This is a genomic window from Jeotgalibacillus proteolyticus (assembly GCF_002926065.1).
In the GTDB taxonomy this organism is placed as follows: domain Bacteria; phylum Bacillota; class Bacilli; order Bacillales; family Jeotgalibacillaceae; genus Jeotgalibacillus; species Jeotgalibacillus proteolyticus.
Window position 1 is genome coordinate 39,180 of record NZ_PREZ01000009.1, and the last position, 24,619, is coordinate 63,798.

Below are 24,619 nucleotides of genomic sequence, written 5' to 3' on the forward strand. Positions count from 1 at the left end.
AATGGAATTCTAATAAAAGTAAGAGTTTTTTTAAGCAGCAAAGCTGGCTAGTATGTAACTGGTTTAAACCAGTTACATACTAGCCAGCTTTTGTTAATGATGAAAAATCAATAAAGTGCATGATTAATCTCATAAAATAACATTTTTTAGTTCATCGTTAGCTTTCAACTATCACTGATTTTGTTCTTGGCCAGGTATCGTCGCCGACTTCTACTTGATTGCTAAAATAAAATGGCGATGAGAGAATAATAATAGCCATAATAGCAATTACTAGCTTTTTCAATGTGATTCACCACCTTATGGTTTATATAACATATCACTTATTATTAATAATGTTATATAATTAATAATACATAACAAATATATAGTTTTTTTGAACTTTTTGTCAATAAAAGATTTAGGAGTGACTAGAATGAACTCAGTTGGGGTCAAATTAAAACAAATAAGAAAAGATCAAAACATTACGCAAGGAGCATTAGCTGAAGGCATTACCAATCGCAGTTATATTAGCCAGATTGAAAAAGGCATGGTGAAACCCTCAATAAAACTTTTAAGGAAGTTATGTGAGCGCTTGAATTGTGAGGTAGATGCCCTTTTTGCTGATCAGGAATCAAACGTCATTACATTGGATATAAAGAATAAATTGTCATCAATTGAAAACTATGTAATACACGGTGAAGCCATTGATGGATTAAAAGAAGACATTAAAATTGTAGAAGATAATATTGAATCCCTAAACAATTTGGATTTGGCATTATATTATTTTTGTAGAGGAAAGTATGAAAAACATTATAAAAAGAATAGAAAAGATGCAACTGAATACTTGATAAAGAGCATTGATTTATATAAAAAAAGCAGTTTACACCAAGAGAAAATTCGCAGTGTAAATGAATTAGTTGATATTTACGTCGAACATAATAACTTAAGTGAAGCTTTTGATTACTTAGATACCTCATATAAAGAACTACTTATTCAAAATGTTGGCGGTATTGAACGCATCAAGTTTTTGACTAATCTAGGTATTGCTCACGCCAAAATTGGTGAGTATCGGTCTTCAATTAGATTTTTGCAATCCGCTATTGATCTCAGTGACGGCATGAAAGTATATGTAATGACCGGTCAAGCACATATGGTACTAGGGTTGTGTTATAAAAGAGTTCAAGAATATAAACTAGCTCTGTCGTCATACGAGAAGGCAGTACATTATTTTAAAGGCGTTTCTGACAAATTAAATCTAGCAAACACTTTGACCAATATTGGAATTTTGCATAGGTACGAAAAAAGTTTTGACAATTCCCAAAATTATTTTGCGGAATCTCAACAAATCTACAAAGAATTAAATGACGGGTTTGGCCTTCTGAACTTAATATATGAAATGGCAGTAACTCAGTATTATAAAAATAATTTTAATAAGGTTCTCTTGCTAGCTAAAGATTTTAACGCCAAACTTTACGGAGGTTTCCCACCTAATATCACAATAAAATTCAATTTACTTCAGGGAGATGCCCATTTCTCAATGGGTGAAACAAAGAAAGGTTTAGAATTATATAGGAAAGCTTTTTCATCTAAAGAAAACACTCCGGAAAGCCAAAGAGATATTGCTTATTATGTGAGCCAAAAGGTAGGAAATCTTCCTGAATGGAACTCCATTGTTAGAAAATATTCTTTAGAATTTGAATTTAAATATTAAACCTATGTATATAGAGAATTTCATATTTAGACAGTGAGATATTCTACTTTGTTCAATGGGAAGGCAACACGATTAGCGATACTTCTATGGTCACCCCTAACGTTGTCTGTTTTGCTGTAATAAAAAAATTAGAGCGTTGTTAATGATAACAACGGTCTAATTCAATTTACACCGAAATTCAAAATAGTTTTCTAATTGCAGGTGTTTTTTTAAAGATGTTTTAAGAGAACAGCTGCAGGGATACACGTCAAAATAATAATAAAAACAAGGACCGATTTAATCGGGTCCTTGTTTTTATTAGGGATTGTACATTATAAGACTGTGCCATAAACAGACCAAGAGTTTAATTTAGCAATTCCTTTCATCAAAATAAAAATTCTCCTGTTTTTTTCAATAAAATTTTATGTCCATCCTCGAAATAAGTGATGGCGTTTAAAAGATTACCTTGATCAACCAATATGGTGCCTTTTAAAAGATAACATTCTGAAAGCCAGTATGGGTTTTTTTCTTTGAAGAATGAAATAGCCAATTCTAACTCTTGTATTGCTTTGCTAAATTCCTTCTTTTCAAGATATACCTTCGCTAAAATATATTTAAGCTTAGCCTGTATAAAGTCATCTTCTTTATTAATATCTTTTTCTACATAATCTAGGAGCATTCTAAAGTTTTGTTTATTAAACAAATTAAGTGCCATCTCGAAAGTAGCATTGTTTTTATAATCATTTAGTTCATGTTCATTGCATATCTTAATTGCTTCCTGTAAATATTCAATAGATTTATCGAAATTATCAATCTTTCTGTAACATATTGCTAAGTTGGTTAGACAAGCAACTATATTCGCATAATCCTGTTTTGCTTCAAAATGATTTAATGCATTAGTACTTACAGCTATACTTTTTCTGTAATTCCCTAAATACAAATGAGCTATACCCTCCAACATATCTAGAGAGCCTCCATATAAATATAAATCATATTCTGCGGATACTTTATTTACTTTTTCAATCATTAATAATCCATCTTCAAACTGATTAATGCGACAATAACAAACGGCAAGATTGTATGTGAACTTAATATATAAGAGAATATTATGATCAGATAAATTAAATTTCTCCAGCAAAAAAACCCCATAAACAGAGCCATTGATACTCTCCATGAATTTTCCTGTATATCGATAACTAAATACTAAATATGAATACACTTCTATATAATCGTTTATGTTGGTAGGGGTAATGTACTCTAATGCCTTTACAAGTTCTTGAATTGCTGCCTCATGATTTTTCATCGAGTAAAAAAGTATGCCGTATATTTTGTGGTACATCCCTTTATGCTCTGGAGTCAAATCCGTAAAACTTACGAGTTCAAGTGTTTCCTTAGCTTTTAAGTATTTCTTTTTCACGATAAAATTTTTTGAACGGTTTAACAAAATAACTTGGCTTACTTCTATATCTTCAACTTCTTCTATTAAATCAGATATTTTCACCCCTAAACTCGTAGCAATTTGCTTAAGAGTTTTCAATGAGGGATCAATCTTTCCACTTTCGATTTGGCTAATCACACTACGATTAAGGTTCGGTTTTGCAAGTTCTTCTTGCGTAATCCCTAAGGCAGTCCTATAATTTCTTATATTTTTCCCTAAATCCATCAAAAAAAATCCTTTCAGCATACAAAAGTTGTTATATTATTTATAACAATAAACACTAATGCGTTTTATGTGTAAATTATATTGCTATTTTACATAATTATAGTATAATTGTGGTAATAGAAATTTGATTATTCAAAAAATTCAATGCAGGGAGGGACCTATGTTTAGATGATAAAGCTTTTAATGCTTTCAGATCCTATATGGCCAGATGCTTGCCACGATATAATAGATATCATTTATAATCAATTTATTCATTATCATACCATATAATTAAACATCAAACAGGTTTATTTACATAGAGTTTTGTATGGTGTAATAAAATTTTTAAAAAGGACTAAGACAAATGGAAAATAATTATAAGCTACATATGGAGAAGCATGGAAAAGGCGAGAAGTATTTATTTCTTCCTGGAGTTGTAGGAACGATAAATTACTGGATTGAAAGCTTAAAACCTTATTTCTCAAAAGGAGAATTTATATTTGTGGACCCTCTAGGATTTGGACGGTCTCCAAAACCCAACATTATCTATACGGTTGATGAGCATATTAATGCTATTTATCAGAGAATTAAACTTGAAGGTCCCTTTGTACTAGTGGGGCACTCCATGGGGGGGATTCTCGCTCTAAAATTAGCAAGTCGATATCCAGACCTCGTAAAAAAAGTGATAGTTATTGGATTGCCAGTCTTTTCTGATGAGAATGAGGCCAAGGTTTATTTTCGAAGTCGGATGAGAGGTTCTATCACATATAATTATTTAGCAGCCCTATCATGTCTGTTTTCTCGTGGAATTCTTTCCGGAATTTCCCCATTATTAAAGAAAAGGAAAAAATTTTCACCTTTGTGGAGCCCAACAATGATTGATGAAATGTTGATGCACACTTGGAAATCATTCACATCGAGTCTGTGGGAAGTGGTTTACCGAGGGGATGTAAAAAAAATATCTGAACAAGTAGACAGTAAAATACCGATTGTTTGTTTGCATGGAACTAACGATAAAACTGCTCCAGTTTCTAATCTTCATTCTTTAATGAACCTTCACAAGGAATGGGAGATATTTACTGTTACAGGGGGAGACCATCATATCTTTCTTCATCACACTTCTTGGTGTATGAGATATATATTACAGGAAGAATAGGAAGTACTCCAAAATAAAAAATGAACTGTGTAAGTACTTTACTCTCACAGTTCATTCTCTATAAAAATTTATCTTCAGTTATTATTCAACCCTGCTAAAATTTCTAACTAAAAAAGAAGTAGGTTCAGTTGGGTAATCTGCATTGATCAGATCGCTTGAATTTATTTTCGTTTTTTTCGTAATCGGTAAGTTGGTATAGTTAATTTTAAAAACTATGCTACCGATTAATTTATCTCCCAACCCAAAAGAAAATTCAAATTCAGATTTAATCAATTTAATACTGGCTTTATTATCATTCCATCCTATAGAGTAAGATTCCCAGGCATCAACCCTGTACCGGATGGTTTTTAAAGATTCAAGTTCTAAATTATCTTTGATAACTAAAGTACCCTCAGGACTATAATATAAACAGACTAATGTTTGATTGTTTGTATCTAACAATTCTAATTGTACATTTCTTTTATTGTAATTTTTCACGTAAAATTCAAACTGAATCTTACCTTTATTTCTTCCACATTCCCATCTTTGAAGCATCAGCATTTCGTATGGATCTCGATTTATTGCGGAAATAGTTCCTTTATGATTATCAATTAACTTTATCTCTCCCCATTTTGGCTGAATAAACCCCCAATTTTCAAATTCATCTCTATTTGCAGATTCAAAAGAATGATTATTATATAAATCGACTTTACTTAGCCATATATCTTCTTTATTCATACTATACACAATCCATGTGTAATGGCCAGGAGGGGGATCACTCCCAGCCGTTAATCCGGTGGGATAGCTAGGGCCATAATATTTATGTAGCCCGAAATATTTTCGTGGAGAGACCCAGTTTGTCAGACAATTCATCCCATAATAATTTTTTCCATCATTACTAGTTGTTACTGCTAATGGCCATCTATGAGTATTATCATTCGTTGGATTATATACAAGAGCATACTTTGTATTTGTTATTTTCTCAGCCCAACATTTCCCACCAGCTGTAACGATAGAAGGTTGCTTAGTTAATGGCGCCCAGGTTAAACCTTTATCTTGGCTGATAGAAGCTTTTCCCCATTTCCAAAATCCGATGGTTTCTAAATCAGAAACTTGATAATAAGTAAATGCTTTCCCATCTTCTATAGAGTAAAACCCATCTTTACTTCGATCTTCCTCCCACCATTTTTGTGTAAGAAGTTTATTGCTTAATAATTCTTCGCAATCATTAATGAATTCCAGATCTTTAGAATTCAAATAATAAGGGTAAATTGTATTTTTCTCATCCCATCCTGCATGAAGGTTATAACGAATAAAATAAATTTCGCCTAATTGCCCATTAGGCTGAATTTCTCTAATAACCCTTCCAATACCTTTCCCGTTATTCGGGAATTCCTCAGTATTAAGACTTAATCCATAGAATCCTAAACCATAAAGTTTACGTCTTTTAGATATAAAAAAGCCCATACGATGATGCATATTTGCATATAAACAATATTTATTAAAAGAGACTTTATAAGGTGGAAACAATTCAATGGCTGAACTCCATTTTTCCCCATCTATCGATGTCTTTAATAGGGTTCTAGAAGGGGGGATAGTTTCACTAATCGGGTTATTGATATAAGATAAATAAAATTTATTAAAAATGTAGGCTAACATAGGAGAATGATTAAAAGTTCCTTTATCTCTCTCTGGTTTTTCTTTGTCACGTGAACATCTCGTTACTTGATAATGTTTAATTTTTGGTACAGTACTATATCCACCATCGTGTTGTTCATTACATTCCTTTTGACATACATGACAAATTATTTCACCCATTTTTTTCCTCGCTGATGAAATTTTTACTCCGCATTGAAAGGTGAGCATTAAAAAATGGGATAACATTCTCCCAAAAGTCAGGATCACTCTGTGAGTCTCTATGCCCGTCACTTTTTACATAGAAACTATTTATTTTTACTCTGCTTTTAATATATTCAAGTTCACTTGAAGGTACAAAGTTATCATTGATTGAATGGGTCATTAAAATTGGAGTTCGAGTATTCTCTAATGCTTTTATGCAATCTAAATCTTCTTTCGTTTCGCGCGTTGTAATATTAGCTCTCATAAAAATAAACTTAGTTAGAATGGGAACTAAAGGATATGTGGGAAGTTTTTTCTGTTTTAGAAATGATTCCATTATAGTAGTGAATTTTATCGGGCTAGAATCAATGACAATTGCCTTTGCCGTATTTCCTTTTGATAAAGATAGAATGCTGCCAAAACCACCAAATGAATGTCCAAGCAGACCAATGTTGTTTGTGTCTATATCTTTGCGAGATTTGGCGAATTTCACGGCTGAGATTATATCATCTCGAAACGTTTTTACGGTCAATGCTTTTACGCTACTGCTTTCACCATGGCCCCGAACATCGAATAGTAGAAGAGAATATCCTTCTTCATGCAATCGATCGACATATCTATAAACTGTATCTCGGCTGGAACCCCACCCATGGCATAAAATTATTAAAGGAGGGGTTTCTTCGAATTTAGAGGGTATAAACCAACCTCTTACAATACCTTCCTTGCTAGGAAATTCGATGTTTTCATAAGGAACTGAAGGAACGGAAGTTATTTGTCGTCTTAAGGGCTGTTGAATTTTTTTTGCCATATTCCAAAAAAACAAAAAAACGCCGCCAAATACACCTATGCTACTTATTATGAAAAATAGTAACTTTTTCAACCCTTTCATCCCTTCTCATTCCATATATATTTATCAGTAGATAATCTTTCCTTTAAGGTATTTATTACTTTAAATTCTTTTTCTTCACTATCCGCTTCAAATGTTACAGAAAAGCGTATAAAATTTCCTGCATCATCCCAAGGTACAGTTGAGATAAGTTTCTTTTTTATTAAATATTGTGAGAAGTCTTCGCCAGAATTAAATGTTTCCCCATCTGTTGTTCCTATAGGTGCTTCCACATACAAATAAAAAGATGCTTGAGGCTTTCTCACCTTAAAACCTAACCCCAATAATACATCTGTTAACATTTTATGACGTCTATCGTACTTTTTCCAAGTGCGATAAGTAATTTCGGGATTTCTTAAACAATGAATAGCTGCTTTTTGTATAGGAATGAATTGACCAGAATCGGAATTGTTTTTCACACTTGAAAAAGCTTTGATGGCTTTTTTGTTGCCTGCCAAGAATCCAATTCTCCAACCAGTCATATTAAAAGCTTTAGATAACGAATGCAGGGAGAGACCAACGTCCTTGGCGCCTGGTACGGATAGAAAAGATAGTCTATTTTCATTAGCGGTGAGGGGTGCATAAGCTTCGTCCGAAATTACAAGAATATTATTCTTTTTTGCAAACTTAACTACTGTCTCATAAAATTTCCTTGTAGCAGGTGCACCTGTAGGATTATTGGGGTAGTTGATATAAAGTAACTTTGCTCTATCTAATACTTCTTCATCTATATTATCTAAGTCTGGGTAGAATTCATTCTCTTCCTTTAAAGGTAAACCCACCACATCACCACGAAGCCAAGATGTATGGGTAGCTAGGACCGGGTAGCCAGGTACTGTTACTAGAGCAACATCGCCTGGATTAATAAAAGCATAAGGAAGCAAACTTAGTGCAGATTTCGCTCCAATACAGTGTACAATTTCTTCTTGAGGATCAAGTTTAGAATGTAATCTAAATTCTTTTTCTAAATATTCTGCAGCGGCGAATTTGAAATCCTCAATCCCATTGTCAGAATAACCACGGTTTTTACTTTTTTTAGCTTCCATGTATAAAATATCGATAACTTCACTTTCGGCCATCCAGTCTGGTTCGCCTAATCCCATGTCTATTAATAGCTTATCGGGGTTATTTTTTAAAGCTTCTTCTTTTGCTTCTTTGATCTTACCAAATTTATAGTCTTTATTTTCTTGGCCAAATGTTGCTCCTCCAATACGGTCTGAAAACAGATTATTTATATTGTATTCACTTAAAATTGAGCTCTTCATCTTTTTTCCTCCTTTAAAGTCATCGTTTCTAATTCTTTTAACAACAAATTACGTTTTACTTTTCCTACCCCACTTCTAGGTATTTGATTAATTTTTACGAATTTTTGCGGTATTTTAAAGGATGCTAATTGTTCTTTTACTAAAGGGATTAAATCTGTTTTCTCAACATTATTATTCGTCACATAAAAAGCTACTGGATACTCTGAAATACTTCCTGGACTCTTATAGCCGACTACTGCTGCATCTCGTATATCAAGATGTTTCTTTAAAACGTTTTCTATTTCTACAGGGTCCACTTTCTTGCCCCCTACATTGATACTGTCATCTTGCCTTCCGTACACATAAAGAAACCCTTTCCTCATTTCTGCTATGTCATAAGTATGATAATATCCATCCTCAGTAAGTAAGGAATTGAATTTATTTAAATCCTTATAATAACCTGTGCTCATTGAAGTAGATTTAATTTGAATGATTCCTTTTTCTCCGTCCCTACATAACTTTCCAGATTCGTTTATAATTCTTACACTTACCCCTTCAATTAATTTACCTAGTGAATTGGGAATGGTACCATCATTAAAGGTAGCCGGACCAGCTTCAACAATCCCATAGTAATCACAGATGGGTAGATGAAATCTAATTTTAAATTCTGACTTAGTTGAATTATGCAGGGGTGCAGAGGAAGAAAGACAAAGTCTTAGATTCTTAATTTTTGGCTGATAACTTGTTGAAAGTAAACTGTCATATACAAATGGAAAAGCAGTAATGATAGACACATTTTCTTCTTCAATTACTTTCCAAATATATTTTGGAGTTAATATTTTTTTGCAAATAATAATACAAGCACCGCTCAAAAATGTTGAAATAAACGAAGTATTAAAAGCAAGACCATTATGAAAGGAAGCGGTACATAATATCTTGTCCTCTTTTATTAAACTTGAAGCTTCTGCCCAGTTACGCCCTGCATTTAATACTGCACTCTCAGTAAACATTAAACATTTTGGTACGCCTGTCGTACCTGATGAAAACCTACATGTCATAGTATTCTTCAAATCATTGTTATCTTCTATGCTTTCTACTTTAAATTCTTTAAAAATAATTTGATCGCCTAAACCAAGCTTAATTACATAATTGATACTATACTTTTCGCACAAAGTATTAACTTCGGTATCAGTAAAAGTGTAATCGATTAACATTGGAATAGAACCAGCTTTAATTAAAGCGTAATAGATAAATATATATGTTGGATGGTTTTTCATTTGAATTCCAACTGGACCTTTTGAAGATAATTTCATATTTAATATTTTTTCATGCCTTTCAATTTCTTCCCACATTTGAGAATAAGAATAAGTTTGGTTACCATAACGTATTGCTGGGCGTTTATTATATAATTCGGAGCTTTCCTTTATTTCCTCAATAATCATCTTATTACTCCTTTTATCGATTTAAAAAATATCTATCTCTTTTCAAACCATTAGTTTTGTCCACTCCAATCACTCCTGCATAGAGTATTTCATCCAACGGATGAAGATTTAAAAACTCTTTGACTTCTTCGTCATAATAGCCACCGATGCATGAATAACCTAATCCTATTTCGTTAACTTTTAAATGGATCTCTTGGGCCAACATTCCAGATTCAATAAGAGATTTTTTCCAATGTAAATCCTCATCTTCCATTCCTAAATTAGCACTAAAAAATAAAGCAACCGAAGCATTTTCAAGAATTTCTTGATTGATACATAGTTCCTTTACTTTGACATTAAAATCACCAATTTTTTCTTTTTTTAGATGGCCGCTTTCTAATTTATAAATTCCTGATTCCAGTGAATTTACATTATTAATTACAAAAGTTGTTTCTAACGGAAAATCACAATGAGAGATGAATTCAACAATCTTATCGAAGTCTGATAAGGCTATCTTTTCTTTGTTGAAAGTAGAGGCGGATCTTCTGTATTTAATAAGATTTAATAGTTTATCAAAATTTTGGTTTTCATAACCTAACCGTGATTCAGAAAGCCAAGAAGCTTTTGGGATAAGGTTTTTGGCATATACTTCCTTTTGGAAGCTACTAATTGGTTCCCAATTAAACTGATTACTTTGATCAGGGTCATTTGTATAAGAGTTGCTTAGATGATCTTTACCTACAACCTTAGAATTACTAATTTCTCTACTTTGATTAAAGTTTTTAATTGATATTAAACCTACGGCTTCTTCAATGGCATCTAAATTCAATAGTTTACTTATACTTCTATTGTTACAAATCGTATAAGTGCTTGTATCCATGCCTAGAGTATTTGCTAAAAGTCGCATATTGGTTATCACGTGTCCCGCATCTAGATGACAAAATTGATATCCTCTGTAAGAATATTTCCAACAACTCTTCCAAAGAGCTGCTGTAAATACAATATATATATCATCGTCTGAATCTTGTTCGAGTAAGTTATCATGAAGGTGAATATTCTCGTTGTTAATCTTATATAAGGCCATATCATGAGGGGAATAATAAAATACCCCTTTCTCTAGGGGAGGAGCATTATTAATAACAACATATAGTTCAATGGGGTAACATGCACCAGCTGACGGGTACGACCATAACATTTCTGGTTGGTGGTCATAAAATTTAATAGAGTTCATTCCAAAACCACTTAAAAGAAGACGCTCCAATCGATCAATAGGGTCATTTTTGGGTTTTTGCTTCGCGTAACTTGTTTTTAATCTTATACTATAGCCTTTATATTTTTTATTGCGTTCTGGTCGATCAAATTCGTTAAATCTACTTCCCACGTATTCACGCCCGCGTACATTTTTGACAAACTCTAGTAGCTCCTGACTACCAGTTGTTTTCAAATTATCACTTAACATAAGGAATTCCTCCATTACTAAAATAATGGTCGACCCTTCTGCACCAGTATTTCCAATATTCTTCAATGGCGGTCTTACCAAAGATAATCTTACTCTTTACTTTTACTTCTGCTCCTTCTGTAAATGTATAGGGGGTATTAAATGATTCAGCCATTAATTGAAATTTACAAGCGTTTTCTAAAACAATCGCCCAACAAATGGTTTCAGGAATAGATTTTCCTACAGCTACTATTCCATGATTCTTCAGAAACAGCGTATTTCCTACAGAAAAGGAATCGGCAACCTTACTCCCTATTTTCTGATTAGTTACAGTGTTTGTAGTTAAGTCAAACTTTTTTGTATTCATTACTGGCGTGGCATCGTGAGTTACTGGTTTAAGCTCCAGGTTTGTAGCGCCAAAAAGCATAGAATAAGGGGGGTGGGAGTGTATTAGACAATTTACATCCTTTCTACTCTTATAGATTTCTGTATGGAGTGGCCATTCAGAAGGTATAGCACCCTCACCAACCAAACGATTCCCTTCTAAATCAATTAATATGAAATCGTTTTCCGTTGTTTCCTCCCAACCTAGAAAAGCTCTTCGTATCAAAATAGTATTTTCTGTTATGCGATATGAAATTTGGCCATTGTTGATATCATTGTGTCCTTCTAAAAAGAGAGTTTTTGATCCGTAAGTTAAATCTTTTAAAACAGTAGCATTAATCTCTTCAATTGAATTCAAAGTCATCAAACTCCTTCCAATTGTTCCTGCTTCCTGATAACGAATTGACTCAGCGTAGTTAAAGAATCAAACACTTGAGGTTCTATCTCTTCAATTTCTAAGTCAATATCAAATTTTTCTTCAATCAGTACGATTAAATTTATCTGAACCAATGAGTCAAGACCTAAGTTTCCAATATTATCTCCAACCTCAATTAAATCTTCTTCTGTAACATTATCTTCCGATGCTTCAAGCAGTAATTCCTTTATAATCTCCTTCAATTTCCACCCTCCTTTCACAAAAAATTCAAAAAATTGTAGAAATTATTATAATTTACAGTATAATTAACATTGTTATTATTTTCAACAAAAATTTAAAAAGGAGGAAAATTGTGACGAATAGAGTTGCTTTAGTAACTGGAGGCGCTAAAGGGATAGGTCGAGAGATTTGTCTTGGGCTTTCAAGATCTGGCATGGACGTTGTAGTAAATTACTCTGAAAGTTTTAGGGAAGCTGATCTTCTTTGTGAAGAAATAAAGGATTCCGGAAAGCGTGCTACGGCAATAAAAGCAAATATTCAACATGAAAAAGAAGTAAAGAATATGATAAGTGACATTATTCGAGAATATGGAAAACTTGATGTCTTAGTGAATAATGCTGGTATAACGAATGACAAGCTTATTATTCAAATGACTACACAAGATATTATGTCGGTCTTAAACGTAAATTTGATAGGGGCTATGAACTGCATTAAGTACAGTGTTAAACCTATGTTGAAAAATCGTTATGGGCGAGTTGTAAATATAGCCTCGGTAGTTGGCCTTTCGGGTAATCAAGGACAATCAAATTATGCAGCTTCAAAAGCTGGATTAATTGCGGTTACCAAATCAGCAGCAAAAGAATTCTCATCAAAGAACATTACATTCAATGCTGTCGCTCCAGGTTATATTGATACATCCATGACACAGAAGATGAGCGAAGAATCAAAAGCAAAAATGCTAAGTGAGATACCTTTAGGAAGAGCAGGTACTGGAGTTGATGTAGCAGAGGCCGTAGCATTTTTAAGTACGGATAAAGCAGCCTATATAACAGGACAAGTTCTACAAGTTGATGGAGGCATGTACATTTAATAAAACTAGGAGGGAATATTAATGAAAAATACTTTTGAAGAGGTTCAGAATCTTATAGCAGAGAGATTGGACATTGATAAATTAAGCATTAAAAAAGAATCATCATTTAAGAATGATTTAGGCGCAGATTCTCTGGATGTAGTAGAGATGGTTATGGAAATAGAAGATATTTTTGAAATTGAAATTGCAGATGAAGACTCTGAAAATTTAAAAACAGTACAGGATTTAGTGGAGTATATTGATCAAAAAAATAAAGTGAATCAAGGTTGAGAGGAATGGAGAAAAAGCGCGTTGTAATTACAGGGATGGGAGTAGTAACTGCATTAGGGGAGGAGTTAAACGAATTTTGGAATAACATAGTTTCGGGGCAATCAGGTATCTCACTTGTAGAATCATTTGATACGACAAATTATACGACAAAAATTGCAGGGGAGATAAAAGATTTTAATCCTTTGAATTATATGAGTGAGGAAGAGTCTTCAAATTATGATAGGTTTACTCAATTTGGTTTAGCAGGAACCAAAAAAGCACTTAAGGACGCGGGTTTTGACACACTAAGTGCAATTGATCCAAATCGTATAGGCGTTTTAGTAGGTTCAGGAATCGGTGGTGCTATTACATGGAACCAAGAAATTTATAATTTTAGAAAAAAAATTTCATACGGTTCTAATAAGACTTTTATGACAAAGTTTCAAATATCCCACTGTACAAGTGCGATTGCTCAATATTTAGGTGTGAATGGCCCGTCTGGTACTATGGTTACCGCCTGCGCAGCAGGAAATCATTCTATAGGAGAAGCATACCAGATAATTAAAAATAATAAGGCAGATATCATGATATGTGGTGGGACGGAAGCATCTATAAATCCAGCAGGTTTTGGTGGTTTTACTTCACTCCGAGCAATGTCTACCAGAAATTCCGACCCACAACAAGCTAGTAGGCCCTTTGATAGAGACCGTGACGGTTTTGTTATGGCAGAAGGTTCAGGGATATTAATACTAGAATCTTTAGAACATGCGTTAAATCGAAAAGCTCGTATTTACGCAGAAGTAGTTGGCTTCGGTATGAGTGGGGATGCTTATCATATCACTGAACCTAGACCAGATGGGGAAGGGGCTAAGCAATCAATAATAAGTGCAATGTTGGATGCTAACATCGAGTCAAATCAGATAGACTATGTAAACACTCATGGTACTTCCACACCCTTAGGAGATATAGCGGAAAGTAATGCTATTAAAAAAGCTCTAGGAGCCCATGCATATAAGGCTTCAATAAATTCATCTAAATCAATGACTGGTCACTTAGTGGCAGCAGCCGGTGGAGTAGAAGCCATCATTTCTACTATGGTACTCAATAAACAAATAGTACCACCAACTATTAATATTGATAACCAAGATCCAGAATGTGATTTGGATTATACGCCAAACAAAGCACGTGAAAGGGAAGTTAATTTTTCTTTATCTAATTCTTTTGGTTTTGGGGGGCACAATTCTACTCTAATTTTAAAGAAGTTTAATAAAACCGAGGTGAAATAAATATGAACACGAGTATTGTACCTGTACATGATGATGCTTATTCTTGTTTGGAGGATTTAATATATTCATTATGTGTTTGGAAAGATAACGATTTTCATGCTATGTTCGCCTCTTCTTGGAATTTCGACTTAGATCCATTTGACAGCAAAAGCCCTCTTTCTTTAGCTAAAAGAATTGGAACTGGAAATAAAGAATGGGATAAACTTCTCTCCATCTACCATGGGGTTAAGATATCTGATCAACAAAATAGGTTTTCTGCAAAAGAACTACTACAAAGAATAAAAGATAGATCCCTTGAATTACCACTAATAATAGCTTTTGATTACTATTATTGTCCTTGGAGTAAGGAATTCTATTATAAATATCATGGTGGCGGTGGAGGGTTGTCTCATACTATCTTGTTATCAAGTATCGAAAATGAAGGTTTCATGTGTATAGACCCCCTTTTTAGTACCAATGTAGAGTACCTCCCGTTTAATCATTTTATTAAAGGCTATGAAGGGTACAGAACAGTTTCTTTTACCAAAAATATCTATACAGAAATTGATTGTAACTGGTTGGAAGTTACAAGATACGGTGTTAATAAATCATTAACAAGTAAATTCTTCGACCAATTAACAACTCTTACAAAAGAAATTTCAAATTTAGATTTGGTGTTGGAATCAAAAGGTTTTGAGGATCGGCCAGGTTTATCTCCTATCATGTATCAATTAAAGCTTATTGGTATGGGCAGAAAAAAGTTTTCTAAACTCTTATATAGAACGTATCTTCAAACTAGAAATGAAAAATTTAATATTTTATCTAAGGAAGTTCATAAATTGGGAACTGATTGGGATTATCTAAGCAATCTGATGATGAAAGTCTTTTATACAAAGCATCCAGAAAGAGTACTAAAGAAGCTAGTAGCTAAAATTAATGAAATTAGAATACAAGAAGAAGATAAATTAGCTGAAATTTCTTCGTGTATTAGCAAAAATTTAATAAGCAAAGGGTGAACTCTTATGTACAATTCAGATGTAATTACCGAAGTATTACCCATGGGTAGAGAAGCAATATTACTAGATAGAGTCACTGAAGTGGAACCAGGAAAGATGGGAAGAGGCATAAAAAATATTACAATCACTGAATTACCATTCAAAGGAGATAAAAGAACAAAGCCAAATTATCCTGAAGCAATGCTTGCAGAAACAATAGGTCAACTTGGCGTTTTTATCCATTTAATCCATCCGGAAAATAGAGGGAAAAGTACTGTATTAGCAAAAATAAAAGATTTCGAATTTTTCAATCATGTGTACCCAGGCGACCAAGTGGAATTAACTTACGAGGTAATAAAAAAGCGAGAAACCTCAGGTTTAGGAATTGGAACAGCCAGTGTGAATGGTGTTTTAATCGCACAAGGTGAAATGATTCATTTTTGGGAATAGGTTTTATTTAGAGCTGAAAAGATGAGGTGAATTTTAATGGATAAAAAAAGGGTTGTAGTAACAGGTATGGGAATGGTATCTCCTTGTGGCGATAGTGTTGAAAAAGTATGGGATAAGATAATTAATGGCGATCATCTTTTTTCAAAACTTGATTCGAAGAGAGCTAAAGAAACCAGTATTTCATTAGCAGGAGAAATACCAGAGTTAAATACGGAAGAATATTTCTCCAAAAGAGAAGCAAGGAAGATGGATAAATTTGTCCAATACGCGATGATCGCATCTACTCAAGCAATTAAAGATGCTAAATTAAATCTCGATAGTATAGACAATCATAGGTTTGGGGTAATAATAGGTTCCCAATTTGGTGGTGTTCATACGTGGGAAGAACAAATGCATCTACTCTATGATAGAGGACCTAAAAAAGTTAGTCCCTTTTTTATTCCAATGATGATAGTTAATATGGCAACGGGACAAGTTTCCATGAATTTTGGTGCGAAAGGTCCTAATAACACTCCGGTTACTGGCATGTGTTCAGGTTCAAATGCCATCGGTGATGCTTATAATCAAATTTTAAATAATAGTGCAGATATTATGTTATGTGGTGGAAGTGATGCTGCTATATCCTCCCCATTATTGGGAGGATACATGAGTCAAGGTTTGGTTTCTAATAAAGAGAATGGCAACTATATTTGTCAACCATTTACTGAGGAATCAAGTGGGTTCGTTATGTCTGAAGGATCAGGGGTTTTACTTTTAGAGTCATTGGACCATGCAAAAGAAAGGAATGCAGATATTTATTGTGAAATTGTTGGGTATGGATCCTCAATTGGTTTAGATAAGGAATCTGCTACTCCTTCTGTCAAGGGAATGGTCACCTCTGTTGAGTCAGCATTAATGGACGCTCAATTGGATTTCAAATCAATACAATATATAAACGCTTCCGGTATTGGTGTGGCAAGCTTAGATTCTCGTGAATTAGATAGTCTGAAGAGTCTTTTAGAGAAGTATGAACATGATTTACATATCTCCTCCCTAAAATCAGTGATTGGAAACTTTATGGGAGCGTCAGGCGCTATTGATTCAATCATATCAATAAACACTCTTCATCACGATTTAATTCCTTGTGACGTATATCCTTCATATGAATCAATTGATTCACTTATTTTAGATCAAGAAATATCTGAAAGTTTAGAATATGTATTAAACAATACGATTGATCTAAGCGGATTTAATACCTCATTAATTTTTAAAAGGTGGAGAGATAATGAGTGAAAATACTATAAGTTTGATAAATTCAGAGGAGATCAAAAATTTATTACCTCAAGCGGACAATATGGTCTTAGTAGACGTAATTTGTCAGGTAAACACAGAAAGTATTCAGGGGATTAAAAATGTTGCGATGACTGAGCATTTTTTGGAGGGACACTTTCCCAATGAATCAATGATGCCCGGAGTTTTAATCTTAGAATCAATGATCCAACTGGCGAATCTATTAATTTTGATAAGAGACGATTCAAAAAAAGGATATTACAGTCATCTAAAAAAAGTGGTCGATATTAAGTTCAAAGAAAAAGTAAAACCGGGAGATCAATTATTAATTACTGTTACATCTCTTGAAAGGTTAAAAAGCGCGGAAAGATTTAAAGGAGTAGTCAAAGTAGATAATAAAATAGTAACGGCTGGAGTTTTCGAATTAATTGGTCACACAAAATAAAGGAGGAATTTAAATGAACCTTATCAACGGGAAAAACATTTTAGTAATGGGGGTTGCTAATGAGCGAAGTATTGCTTGGGCGATTGTAAAGTCATTAAATGATCATGGGCAAGTAAATTTTATTTTAACTTATGAAAATGAAAAGATTAAAAATAGAATATTAAAACTTACAAAAGAGATGGATAATGTCAATCTGTTTCAGTGTAATGTTACTGAAGAAATAGATTTAGATAATCTTAAAAATTATATGGAAGATAATTATGGGACTGTCCATGGGATAGTTCATAGTATAGCATTTGCAAATCGTGAAGATTTAGATGGGCGGTATGTTGAAACTAAAAAATCAGGGTACGATCTCGCTCAACATGTTAGTGCCTATTCTCTTTTAGCCGTTACGCAAAGAATATACCCACTTATGTCGGAAGGTGGGAGTATTGTAGCCATGACCTACATTGGATCACAGCGAGTAGTGAAAAATTATAATGTCATGGGAATTGCAAAAGCATCATTAGAGGCTAATGTTCGTTACTTAGCAAAAGATCTAGGCGAATTTGATATACGAGTAAATTCGATTTCTTCCGGTCCAATTCGCACTTTATCAGGTAAAGGTATAGCAGGTTTTAATACATTTATTAAAGCTGTAGAAGATCAAACCATTCTTGGTCGATCTGTAGATCCTGAAGAAGTTGGAAATACAGCTTTATTTTTAATAAGTGACCTTTCTAAGGGGATAACTGGCCAAACAATTTACGTTGATCATGGTTTTAACATTGTTGGTGTGTAATCATGAAGATCGGTACAGATATTGTTAATATTAAAAGGTTTGAATCTCTTTTAAACAATAGATTGTTTTTAGAAAAGGTTTACTCTAACCAAGAACTCAAAAATATTTATAGTCAAGGTAATCCCCAAAGGAAGTTAGAGCTACTAGCCGGTAGATTTTCGGCAAAGGAGGCATTTCTAAAAGCTATAGAGATTGGAATTATGAGTGGTATTCCTCTTAAAAATATAGAAGTCTTATCTACAGTAAGCGGAAAACCTTATATTAGTTTAGATAAATCTACTCTAATGTCATTAAAACAAAAAAATATTTTAATCAAAAATTTGGACTTGAGTATATCACATACTAAGGAAACAGCATTAGCAGTTGTTATATTAAATTTAGAAACGCAAAACCCGAAGGGAGCTGCTTAATGAAAATTGGAATAATTGCTTTTTCTGGTATTACTGTTTAAACTTTATAGGATTTCATGACATTCTTCTTCGAATTAAAGAAAAAGGATTCTTGATCATTATGAAATATGCAGTCGTGAAAAAATCTGTAAGACTTCTAACATAACTATCAGAATAGACAAGACAATCGATAGGTTGGATAAATTCGATTTATTATATGTACCTGGTAGCACAGTGGTTTGCTCTCTTAAGCAGGATGAAACCTTTATTAATTGGCTTCGTACCGGAAAGGAGGTCACCTACAAATTTTCTGCTTGTACTGGATCATTATTGTTGGGAGAAGCAGGATTCTTAATTGATAAGAAAGCAACCACTCACTATAAGCACCTCAGTAGCCTTACACCATATTGTAAAGTGGTTTCAAATGAAAAGATAGTTGAAGATGGTAATGTCGTGACTGTTGGGGGAGTTACTTTTTCAATTGACTTAGGCTATATTTTGCGGAGAAATTTTTCGGAAAAGGTTTAAGAGATGAAGTTCAGGAACATCTTGAGTATCATCCCACTTAAAGGAATTATACAATACTATAATTTCCTTTCCTAATCAACAGTCCGAGAACTTTAATCGGTTTTCGACCGCTAATCCTCAAGGGTTGCATAAAAATATCTAACTAGTTAGATATTTTTCAAAGCGCTGTTGATCCTTTTTGGTTGTGAAGGAATATACAAAAGAGCAACACGTCAAGGTGCTGCTCTTTTGTATTTTATAAATCTTTTCTTACTCTTGTTTGATAATCTAGGAGCCTCACGGGAAAATTTCTTGAACAGAGATAATACAAATTATAACTGTTCTTAAAAACATTTATTTTTTATCTTATTTATCTATAATAAGTGGGTTTTTTACCGAGTTTCTTCTATTATAAATAAACTTATTTTAATCCTTCTTTCTCATATTTCCTAACCAACTTATAAAAAGTAGTTTTCTTCAGGTTTAATTCATCCATCGCTTTGACTGCAGTCAATTCTCCAGTCTTCCAACGATCATATATATGCTTAAACTCTTCTGTGATTATGGCTTTTGGTCTTCCAAAGGCAACCCCGTTCTTTAATGCCATATCAATTCCTTCACGCTGCCTCTTTCGAATGCGTTCTCTTTCCTCTTCGGCCATCCAGGAAAGAATCTGTAATACAAGATCCGCGATAAATGTTCCTAAACTATCTTTGTATTGAGTTGTATCTAGTAAAGGCATATCCATTACGACGATATCAGCTTGAATATTTTTCGTCAGATCGTTCCACTCCTGGAGGATTTCTTCTTTATTTCGCCCAAATCGATCAAGTGAATGGATATAAAGAATATCCCCTTTTCGGATAATTCTTTTTAGCAACTGATAATGAACGCGTTCAAAATTTTTACCACTTTGTTTATCCATGAAGATATCTCGTTCATGAATTCCCATTTTTTTCATCGCTTCAAGTTGACGGCCTTCATTTTGATCTTTGCTGCTGACTCTAATATATCCAAATTTTTTATTATCCATTTATTTACTCCTCGTTTTATTGTTCTTTCTTTTATTCTACCAAAATAGTTCGTAAAAGTATTAACAAAAAGTTGAACGTTCGTAAAATGATTTAGTGTTTTTGCGAACTGAAAAAAAGATTAATTAGTATAAAATTAAATAGTTCGTAAAAGTACACTTTTATGAACGTTAATTTTAATTGAAAAGTTCAAATGTAATAATATTCAAAATATATTTGAGGATTTTGATATACATGTTAAAATTAAAGGAACAAGTGTTCTTTTAGGGGGGAGAGGAAATGAGTATTTCAATGTACAGAAAAAAGATTCAAAATTTAGAAAAAGTTTTGGCTGATTTTGATAAAGGAATAAGTAAAGAACAGAAAAATATAAGTGATGCTATGAAAGCCATCAGTAGGACCAAGAATCAAAGTACTATAAGGATTAAACAGAAAGCTGTTTTAAAAGCCCAAAAAAAGATTGGTGACTTGAGAGATGATAAAGCTAAAGCAATGAAAGCTTATAATGTCACTTTAGGGAATTTGCAGACTCTTGAAAAAAGAGAGAAGAAAAAGGTGAACCGTGAAGAACTAAAACACGTTAAGGCTATTACCTCTGAGCTCTCTAAACAAGAAAGAATAGGACAAAGTTTGAATAACACTATAAATGTCAATTTTCAGGATGTACCCGAACAGATTAATGTTCTTTTCTTAGCTTCAAACCCTGTCGGTGAAGGGCAGCTAAGATTAGATGTAGAAATACGTTCGATTCAAGAGAAAATTCGTGCTTCTCAATACCGTGACTCAATTACTTTACATTCTCGTTGGGCTGTAAGGTCTAGTGATCTTCTTCAAGCAATTAATGAAGTAAAGCCTCATATTATACATTTTAGTGGGCATGGGTCACCGGATCATGACATCATTTTAGAGACAACTGAGGGTGGGCTGAGTTTCTTATCTAAAGAAAAGGTAGCTCTATTGATGAAAACTATGTCTGCCTCAATTAAATTAGTGGTTTTTAATAATTGCTTTTCTAATGGACAGGCTGAAATGGTGACAGAGCATGTAGATTTTGCTATTGGAATGAATGAGGCGATCCTCGATAAAGCAGCTGAAGCATTTGCAGCACAATTCTATTCTGCTCTTGGATTTGGGTATTCTGTCCAAAAATCTTTTGAACAGGGTAAACTTGCTCTAAGCTTGGAAGGAATTGAAGGTCATGAAATACCCGAAATTTATTCAAAAAAAGGATTAAATGCTAATGAGTATATTTTGGTAAAACCTTAACATCATTATTAGAACAACATTAACATATATGTTGATGTTGTTTTTGTCTTATGTGTTAGTAATGTACGTTTAAGATATATAGTTTTTGAAATAAGTTTTGATAGAAAAATTAATTAAAAAGAAGAAGGTTTTCACCTTCTTCGATTTAAAATCAGAAACCATCGTTTTTGATAAACTAATTTCGATTACTATTAAGCTAGATGGTAATAATCATTAAGAGGAATATAATGTAATTATTTTTATGTATTCAATACACATAAAGAGTATAATTAACTATGTAGTAGATCCTTAGACACATAAAAATAATTTATTCCTAGAGGTGATTAAAAATTATGAATAAACGTGAAAAATTAGCACTCAGAAGTCATGATATAACAATTGGTTTAGGCAACAAACAAGTTCCTGAGTTTGAAATAATAACAGAGATAGGAAATATGATTAAACTGGCATTAAATATACGGGGGCTTCCAATGATCCCTTACGAGACTCTAAAAATGGCGGCATACCATTTTTTAGATATTACTCCTCATATGTGTAAGAGTATAGTGGAGAATCTAGGAGAGATTGAGTTTGTAAAGATATCTTCAGAAGGAAAAGAAATTAAAGGCGTTTTACCTACTGTCCCTTTTTATGATGATATATATGAGGGCGTGGGCGAATTTGCTGAAACAAAAAAAATTAATGAAACAGAACAACTCGCAGTAACTATACTTGAGAAGCTAACAACCTCTCCAGTGAGCTCTTCTACAATTTATGAACTTGGCGCTGAGAGAAAGTTAGTGCAACGTAATTTATATATTGGTGAACAAGGAAACTATATCATTAATAAGAGAAGTAGAGGAAAGGATATATTATTAAGCCCCGTATATTTTTCGGAAAATGCCGATTTATTCTCTGATCTTGTTGCAAAATCCGGTGCGAAGAGTGTCCAAAAGATATTAAAATTAATTAAACAGGCCCAGGGAATTCCTTTACATATTGTTGAACAGCAGAAAGAAATACAAGGAGTTAAACTTACTGAAGCTGAAATAAATCTTTTAAAGAGTTTGGCTCACGATAGTATTATAAAGCCACCATCGATAAAAACTTCTCATGCAGGTCAGAATTATTTCCTGTTTACTCCTAAGCCGGGGAATGCTCGTTTAAGTCCAACAAAAAGAGAAGTCTACGAAAGAGCAATGGCACTTGTGTCAGCAGTAAGACAAGGACAATACCTACCAAAGAAATTTGCTATTAGAAACCCTCCTGCTATACTCAGGAAATTAAAAAATGATTATGAAATTGGTGCAAGTACTGAAGCGCTTGAACAATATAGACAATTAACTGTATTAAGAGTAGGAAAACTTGTAACTACCCCATCTGGATGGCACAAATTTAAATTAATTGATACAGAAGAAAATATTGAAGCTATAAATTTGGCTTTAGAGCTAGTATCTGTGGGTGAAGGCCAAGGACTAGAAGTTGATGATCAAATGAGGCTGGCAATAAATCAAGGTCAGACATATGTTGAATCATTAATAAGTGCAGTTAAATTAAAAGAAAGTACGAATGTAGCACTTTCTGAAGAACATCAGGAAGAAGTAGATAATATATTTTTAGGTGGTGTTTAAAATTATTAAAGACAAGGGTTTGAAACTGAAATTGTTAAAGTACTATGTAGCAAATGAATGGTTCCCTCATATGGAAGCAGAAATTTATTTTGAAGAGGGTGTATCTTTCAAAAGGAAGGTAGTAACTGATCTCGATACAGTGGCATTAATACCATCTAACTTTGGAGAACTTAGTTTTTTAATAGGAGATTGTAAAACACTTAAAAATCAATCTCCTATTACTAGGTCTCTTTGGCTAAGTGGACTTATGGGATTACTAAATGCCGAAAAAGGGATAGTTCTTCTCACTAAAGAAATTGAAAGAGACCATAAACAATTATCTTCTAATATGAATGTGAATTTACTGTCCGAAAAGGATTTTGAAATTCTTTCAAATAAAACATCTCCAAATTATAAATTAGTAAACAGTGCCTTATGTGATGGTGATATTTGGGATAAATATTTTGATTTACATAAGAGGTACCCAAATCTAGAAAAAGCAATAAAATTTGTGAAAAATGAGTTTTGGAATATTTCAGATGACAAATTAAAACTTAGAAAGACACTGTACAAGATTAGGGAGATTCGAAGAGAACTTAATCCAGATAATTCTGAGCATGTAGCCCTTCTCATTGATTTGATTTCTCTATTTTCAATAGCTTTAAATAGGGTTACTTTGGATATTTTTAATCAATACCTTCTTCCGGAAACTAAGGAGAACTTATCGAGAGAATTAAAAATATGGCTATGGGGAGGGATGGATCAATATTTATATTGGAATAAGCTATACCAAATAGCTAGCAATAAAGGGAATGATGATGAAATTGAACTTCCAGAATGGGAGGTATTTGTCCAATTAATTAGGCAATTCTTAGAAGAACCTTATTCAACTTCAAGAGTCCCTTTGTTACTCAGAGAATTAGCCTTTGAAACAATGGCTACAGATAAAAGTACTTATGAATTGTCTAGACAATTAGCCAATAAATATAGTCAATCTGGTAAATTCGCCATAATGATTGCTTCATACGTGTGTAAGGCGGCATTGTTACCAAAGGATTTTGATTTAATTATAGGTGAAAAATTAATGAAACTTCAATCTGTTTAAATAAAGATTACAAACGAATTTTGCTGGCCGAAAAACCAATAACACACTTCTGATTTGCCTATCACATTACAAATATCTGAGCGATTTACTGTATATTCAGAATGAAACAACCATTCTCATTTAACATTACTAAAATATAAATTTAAATATA

General features: G+C 33.2%; 25 protein-coding genes. 15 read left to right on the forward strand and 10 right to left on the reverse strand.

What is annotated here, in order from left to right; translation table 11 throughout:
* Positions 1 to 157: 157 nt before the first annotated feature.
* Positions 158 to 283 carry a hypothetical protein gene (locus tag C4B60_RS21915; protein ID WP_280632287.1) on the reverse strand — a complete coding sequence of 42 codons (126 nt, stop codon included), beginning with the start codon at positions 281 to 283 and terminating at the stop codon, positions 158 to 160.
* A 129-nt stretch (positions 284 to 412) separates the two neighbouring features.
* On the opposite strand from C4B60_RS21915, the gene C4B60_RS19210 reads away from it, so the two are divergent.
* On the forward strand, positions 413 to 1,690 hold the full coding sequence (locus C4B60_RS19210; protein ID WP_104059662.1) for a helix-turn-helix transcriptional regulator: 1,278 nt from the start codon (positions 413 to 415) through the stop codon (positions 1,688 to 1,690).
* A gap of 364 nt (positions 1,691 to 2,054) precedes the next feature.
* On the opposite strand, the gene C4B60_RS19215 is transcribed toward C4B60_RS19210, so the two are convergent.
* Positions 2,055 to 3,332, reverse strand: a complete 1,278-nt coding sequence (locus C4B60_RS19215) for a helix-turn-helix domain-containing protein (protein ID WP_167578712.1) — start codon at positions 3,330 to 3,332, stop codon at positions 2,055 to 2,057.
* Between the two features lie 343 nt (positions 3,333 to 3,675).
* On the opposite strand from C4B60_RS19215, the gene C4B60_RS19220 reads away from it, so the two are divergent.
* Positions 3,676 to 4,467 (forward strand): alpha/beta fold hydrolase, encoded by a 792-nt coding sequence (locus tag C4B60_RS19220; protein ID WP_104059664.1) that lies wholly within the window; start codon positions 3,676 to 3,678, stop codon positions 4,465 to 4,467.
* An 81-nt stretch (positions 4,468 to 4,548) separates the two neighbouring features.
* Here the strand turns inward: C4B60_RS19220 and C4B60_RS19225 are convergent, their stop codons facing one another.
* Genes C4B60_RS19225 through C4B60_RS19255 form a run of 7 tightly spaced genes read right to left on the reverse strand, consistent with a single transcriptional unit; the run spans position 4,549 to position 12,276 of the window.
* Positions 4,549 to 6,264, reverse strand: coding sequence for a hypothetical protein (locus tag C4B60_RS19225; protein WP_104059665.1), 1,716 nt, complete (start codon positions 6,262 to 6,264; stop codon positions 4,549 to 4,551).
* Complete coding sequence (locus tag C4B60_RS19230; RefSeq protein ID WP_167578713.1) at positions 6,257 to 7,165, reverse strand: alpha/beta hydrolase; 909 nt, start codon at positions 7,163 to 7,165, stop codon at positions 6,257 to 6,259. The genes C4B60_RS19225 and C4B60_RS19230 overlap by 8 nt, the downstream gene beginning before the upstream one ends.
* A 5-nt stretch (positions 7,166 to 7,170) precedes the next feature.
* Positions 7,171 to 8,436: an LL-diaminopimelate aminotransferase gene (locus C4B60_RS19235; RefSeq protein ID WP_104059667.1), complete on the reverse strand. Its 1,266-nt coding sequence runs from the start codon at positions 8,434 to 8,436 to the stop codon at positions 7,171 to 7,173.
* Positions 8,433 to 9,857: a class I adenylate-forming enzyme family protein gene (locus C4B60_RS19240; RefSeq protein WP_104059668.1), complete on the reverse strand. Its 1,425-nt coding sequence runs from the start codon at positions 9,855 to 9,857 to the stop codon at positions 8,433 to 8,435. The genes C4B60_RS19235 and C4B60_RS19240 overlap by 4 nt, the downstream gene beginning before the upstream one ends.
* Before the next feature lie 13 nt (positions 9,858 to 9,870).
* On the reverse strand, positions 9,871 to 11,295 hold the full coding sequence (locus C4B60_RS19245; protein WP_167578714.1) for a SagB family peptide dehydrogenase: 1,425 nt from the start codon (positions 11,293 to 11,295) through the stop codon (positions 9,871 to 9,873).
* Positions 11,285 to 12,016, reverse strand: a complete 732-nt coding sequence (locus tag C4B60_RS19250) for a class II aldolase/adducin family protein (RefSeq protein WP_245154057.1) — start codon at positions 12,014 to 12,016, stop codon at positions 11,285 to 11,287. Before C4B60_RS19250 ends, C4B60_RS19245 begins: the two co-directional genes overlap by 11 nt.
* A 5-nt stretch (positions 12,017 to 12,021) precedes the next feature.
* Positions 12,022 to 12,276 (reverse strand): phosphopantetheine-binding protein, encoded by a 255-nt coding sequence (locus C4B60_RS19255; protein ID WP_104059671.1) that lies wholly within the window; start codon positions 12,274 to 12,276, stop codon positions 12,022 to 12,024.
* A 107-nt stretch (positions 12,277 to 12,383) separates the two neighbouring features.
* On the opposite strand from C4B60_RS19255, the gene fabG reads away from it, so the two are divergent.
* The 10 genes from fabG to C4B60_RS19305 all read left to right on the forward strand — a co-directional run bounded on the left by fabG (position 12,384) and on the right by C4B60_RS19305 (position 19,498).
* Positions 12,384 to 13,124: a 3-oxoacyl-[acyl-carrier-protein] reductase gene (gene fabG, locus C4B60_RS19260; protein ID WP_104059672.1), complete on the forward strand. Its 741-nt coding sequence runs from the start codon at positions 12,384 to 12,386 to the stop codon at positions 13,122 to 13,124.
* A 21-nt stretch (positions 13,125 to 13,145) separates the two neighbouring features.
* Positions 13,146 to 13,394, forward strand: coding sequence for an acyl carrier protein (acpP, locus tag C4B60_RS19265; RefSeq protein WP_104059673.1), 249 nt, complete (start codon positions 13,146 to 13,148; stop codon positions 13,392 to 13,394).
* A gap of 5 nt (positions 13,395 to 13,399) precedes the next feature.
* Complete coding sequence (fabF, locus tag C4B60_RS19270; RefSeq protein ID WP_104059674.1) at positions 13,400 to 14,659, forward strand: beta-ketoacyl-ACP synthase II; 1,260 nt, start codon at positions 13,400 to 13,402, stop codon at positions 14,657 to 14,659.
* A 2-nt stretch (positions 14,660 to 14,661) separates the two neighbouring features.
* Positions 14,662 to 15,654: a hypothetical protein gene (locus tag C4B60_RS19275; RefSeq protein ID WP_104059675.1), complete on the forward strand. Its 993-nt coding sequence runs from the start codon at positions 14,662 to 14,664 to the stop codon at positions 15,652 to 15,654.
* A 6-nt stretch (positions 15,655 to 15,660) separates the two neighbouring features.
* Positions 15,661 to 16,083 carry a 3-hydroxyacyl-ACP dehydratase FabZ family protein gene (locus C4B60_RS19280; protein ID WP_104059676.1) on the forward strand — a complete coding sequence of 141 codons (423 nt, stop codon included), beginning with the start codon at positions 15,661 to 15,663 and terminating at the stop codon, positions 16,081 to 16,083.
* Between the two features lie 36 nt (positions 16,084 to 16,119).
* On the forward strand, positions 16,120 to 17,355 hold the full coding sequence (locus tag C4B60_RS19285; protein ID WP_104059677.1) for a beta-ketoacyl-[acyl-carrier-protein] synthase family protein: 1,236 nt from the start codon (positions 16,120 to 16,122) through the stop codon (positions 17,353 to 17,355).
* On the forward strand, positions 17,348 to 17,797 hold the full coding sequence (fabZ, locus tag C4B60_RS19290; protein ID WP_104059678.1) for a 3-hydroxyacyl-ACP dehydratase FabZ: 450 nt from the start codon (positions 17,348 to 17,350) through the stop codon (positions 17,795 to 17,797). Before C4B60_RS19285 ends, fabZ begins: the two co-directional genes overlap by 8 nt.
* Before the next feature lie 13 nt (positions 17,798 to 17,810).
* Positions 17,811 to 18,581 carry an enoyl-ACP reductase FabI gene (locus C4B60_RS19295; protein WP_104059679.1) on the forward strand — a complete coding sequence of 257 codons (771 nt, stop codon included), beginning with the start codon at positions 17,811 to 17,813 and terminating at the stop codon, positions 18,579 to 18,581.
* A gap of 2 nt (positions 18,582 to 18,583) precedes the next feature.
* Positions 18,584 to 18,991, forward strand: a complete 408-nt coding sequence (acpS, locus tag C4B60_RS19300; RefSeq protein WP_104059680.1) for a holo-ACP synthase — start codon at positions 18,584 to 18,586, stop codon at positions 18,989 to 18,991.
* A gap of 123 nt (positions 18,992 to 19,114) precedes the next feature.
* Positions 19,115 to 19,498, forward strand: coding sequence for a DJ-1/PfpI family protein (locus C4B60_RS19305; RefSeq protein WP_280632289.1), 384 nt, complete (start codon positions 19,115 to 19,117; stop codon positions 19,496 to 19,498).
* Between the two features lie 400 nt (positions 19,499 to 19,898).
* Here C4B60_RS19305 and C4B60_RS19310 read toward each other — a convergent pair whose 3' ends face one another.
* Positions 19,899 to 20,510, reverse strand: coding sequence for a recombinase family protein (locus tag C4B60_RS19310; RefSeq protein WP_104059682.1), 612 nt, complete (start codon positions 20,508 to 20,510; stop codon positions 19,899 to 19,901).
* 277 nt (positions 20,511 to 20,787) lie between these two features.
* Between C4B60_RS19310 and C4B60_RS21770 the strand changes: the two genes are divergently transcribed.
* The 3 genes from C4B60_RS21770 to C4B60_RS19325 all read left to right on the forward strand — a co-directional run bounded on the left by C4B60_RS21770 (position 20,788) and on the right by C4B60_RS19325 (position 24,468).
* Positions 20,788 to 21,774 carry a CHAT domain-containing protein gene (locus C4B60_RS21770; protein WP_245154059.1) on the forward strand — a complete coding sequence of 329 codons (987 nt, stop codon included), beginning with the start codon at positions 20,788 to 20,790 and terminating at the stop codon, positions 21,772 to 21,774.
* A gap of 332 nt (positions 21,775 to 22,106) precedes the next feature.
* Entirely contained in the window at positions 22,107 to 23,384 is a 1,278-nt protein-coding gene (locus C4B60_RS19320; protein ID WP_104059683.1) for a hypothetical protein, read from the forward strand.
* Positions 23,377 to 24,468, forward strand: coding sequence for a hypothetical protein (locus tag C4B60_RS19325; RefSeq protein ID WP_104059684.1), 1,092 nt, complete (start codon positions 23,377 to 23,379; stop codon positions 24,466 to 24,468). Before C4B60_RS19320 ends, C4B60_RS19325 begins: the two co-directional genes overlap by 8 nt.
* Positions 24,469 to 24,619 lie beyond the last annotated feature (151 nt).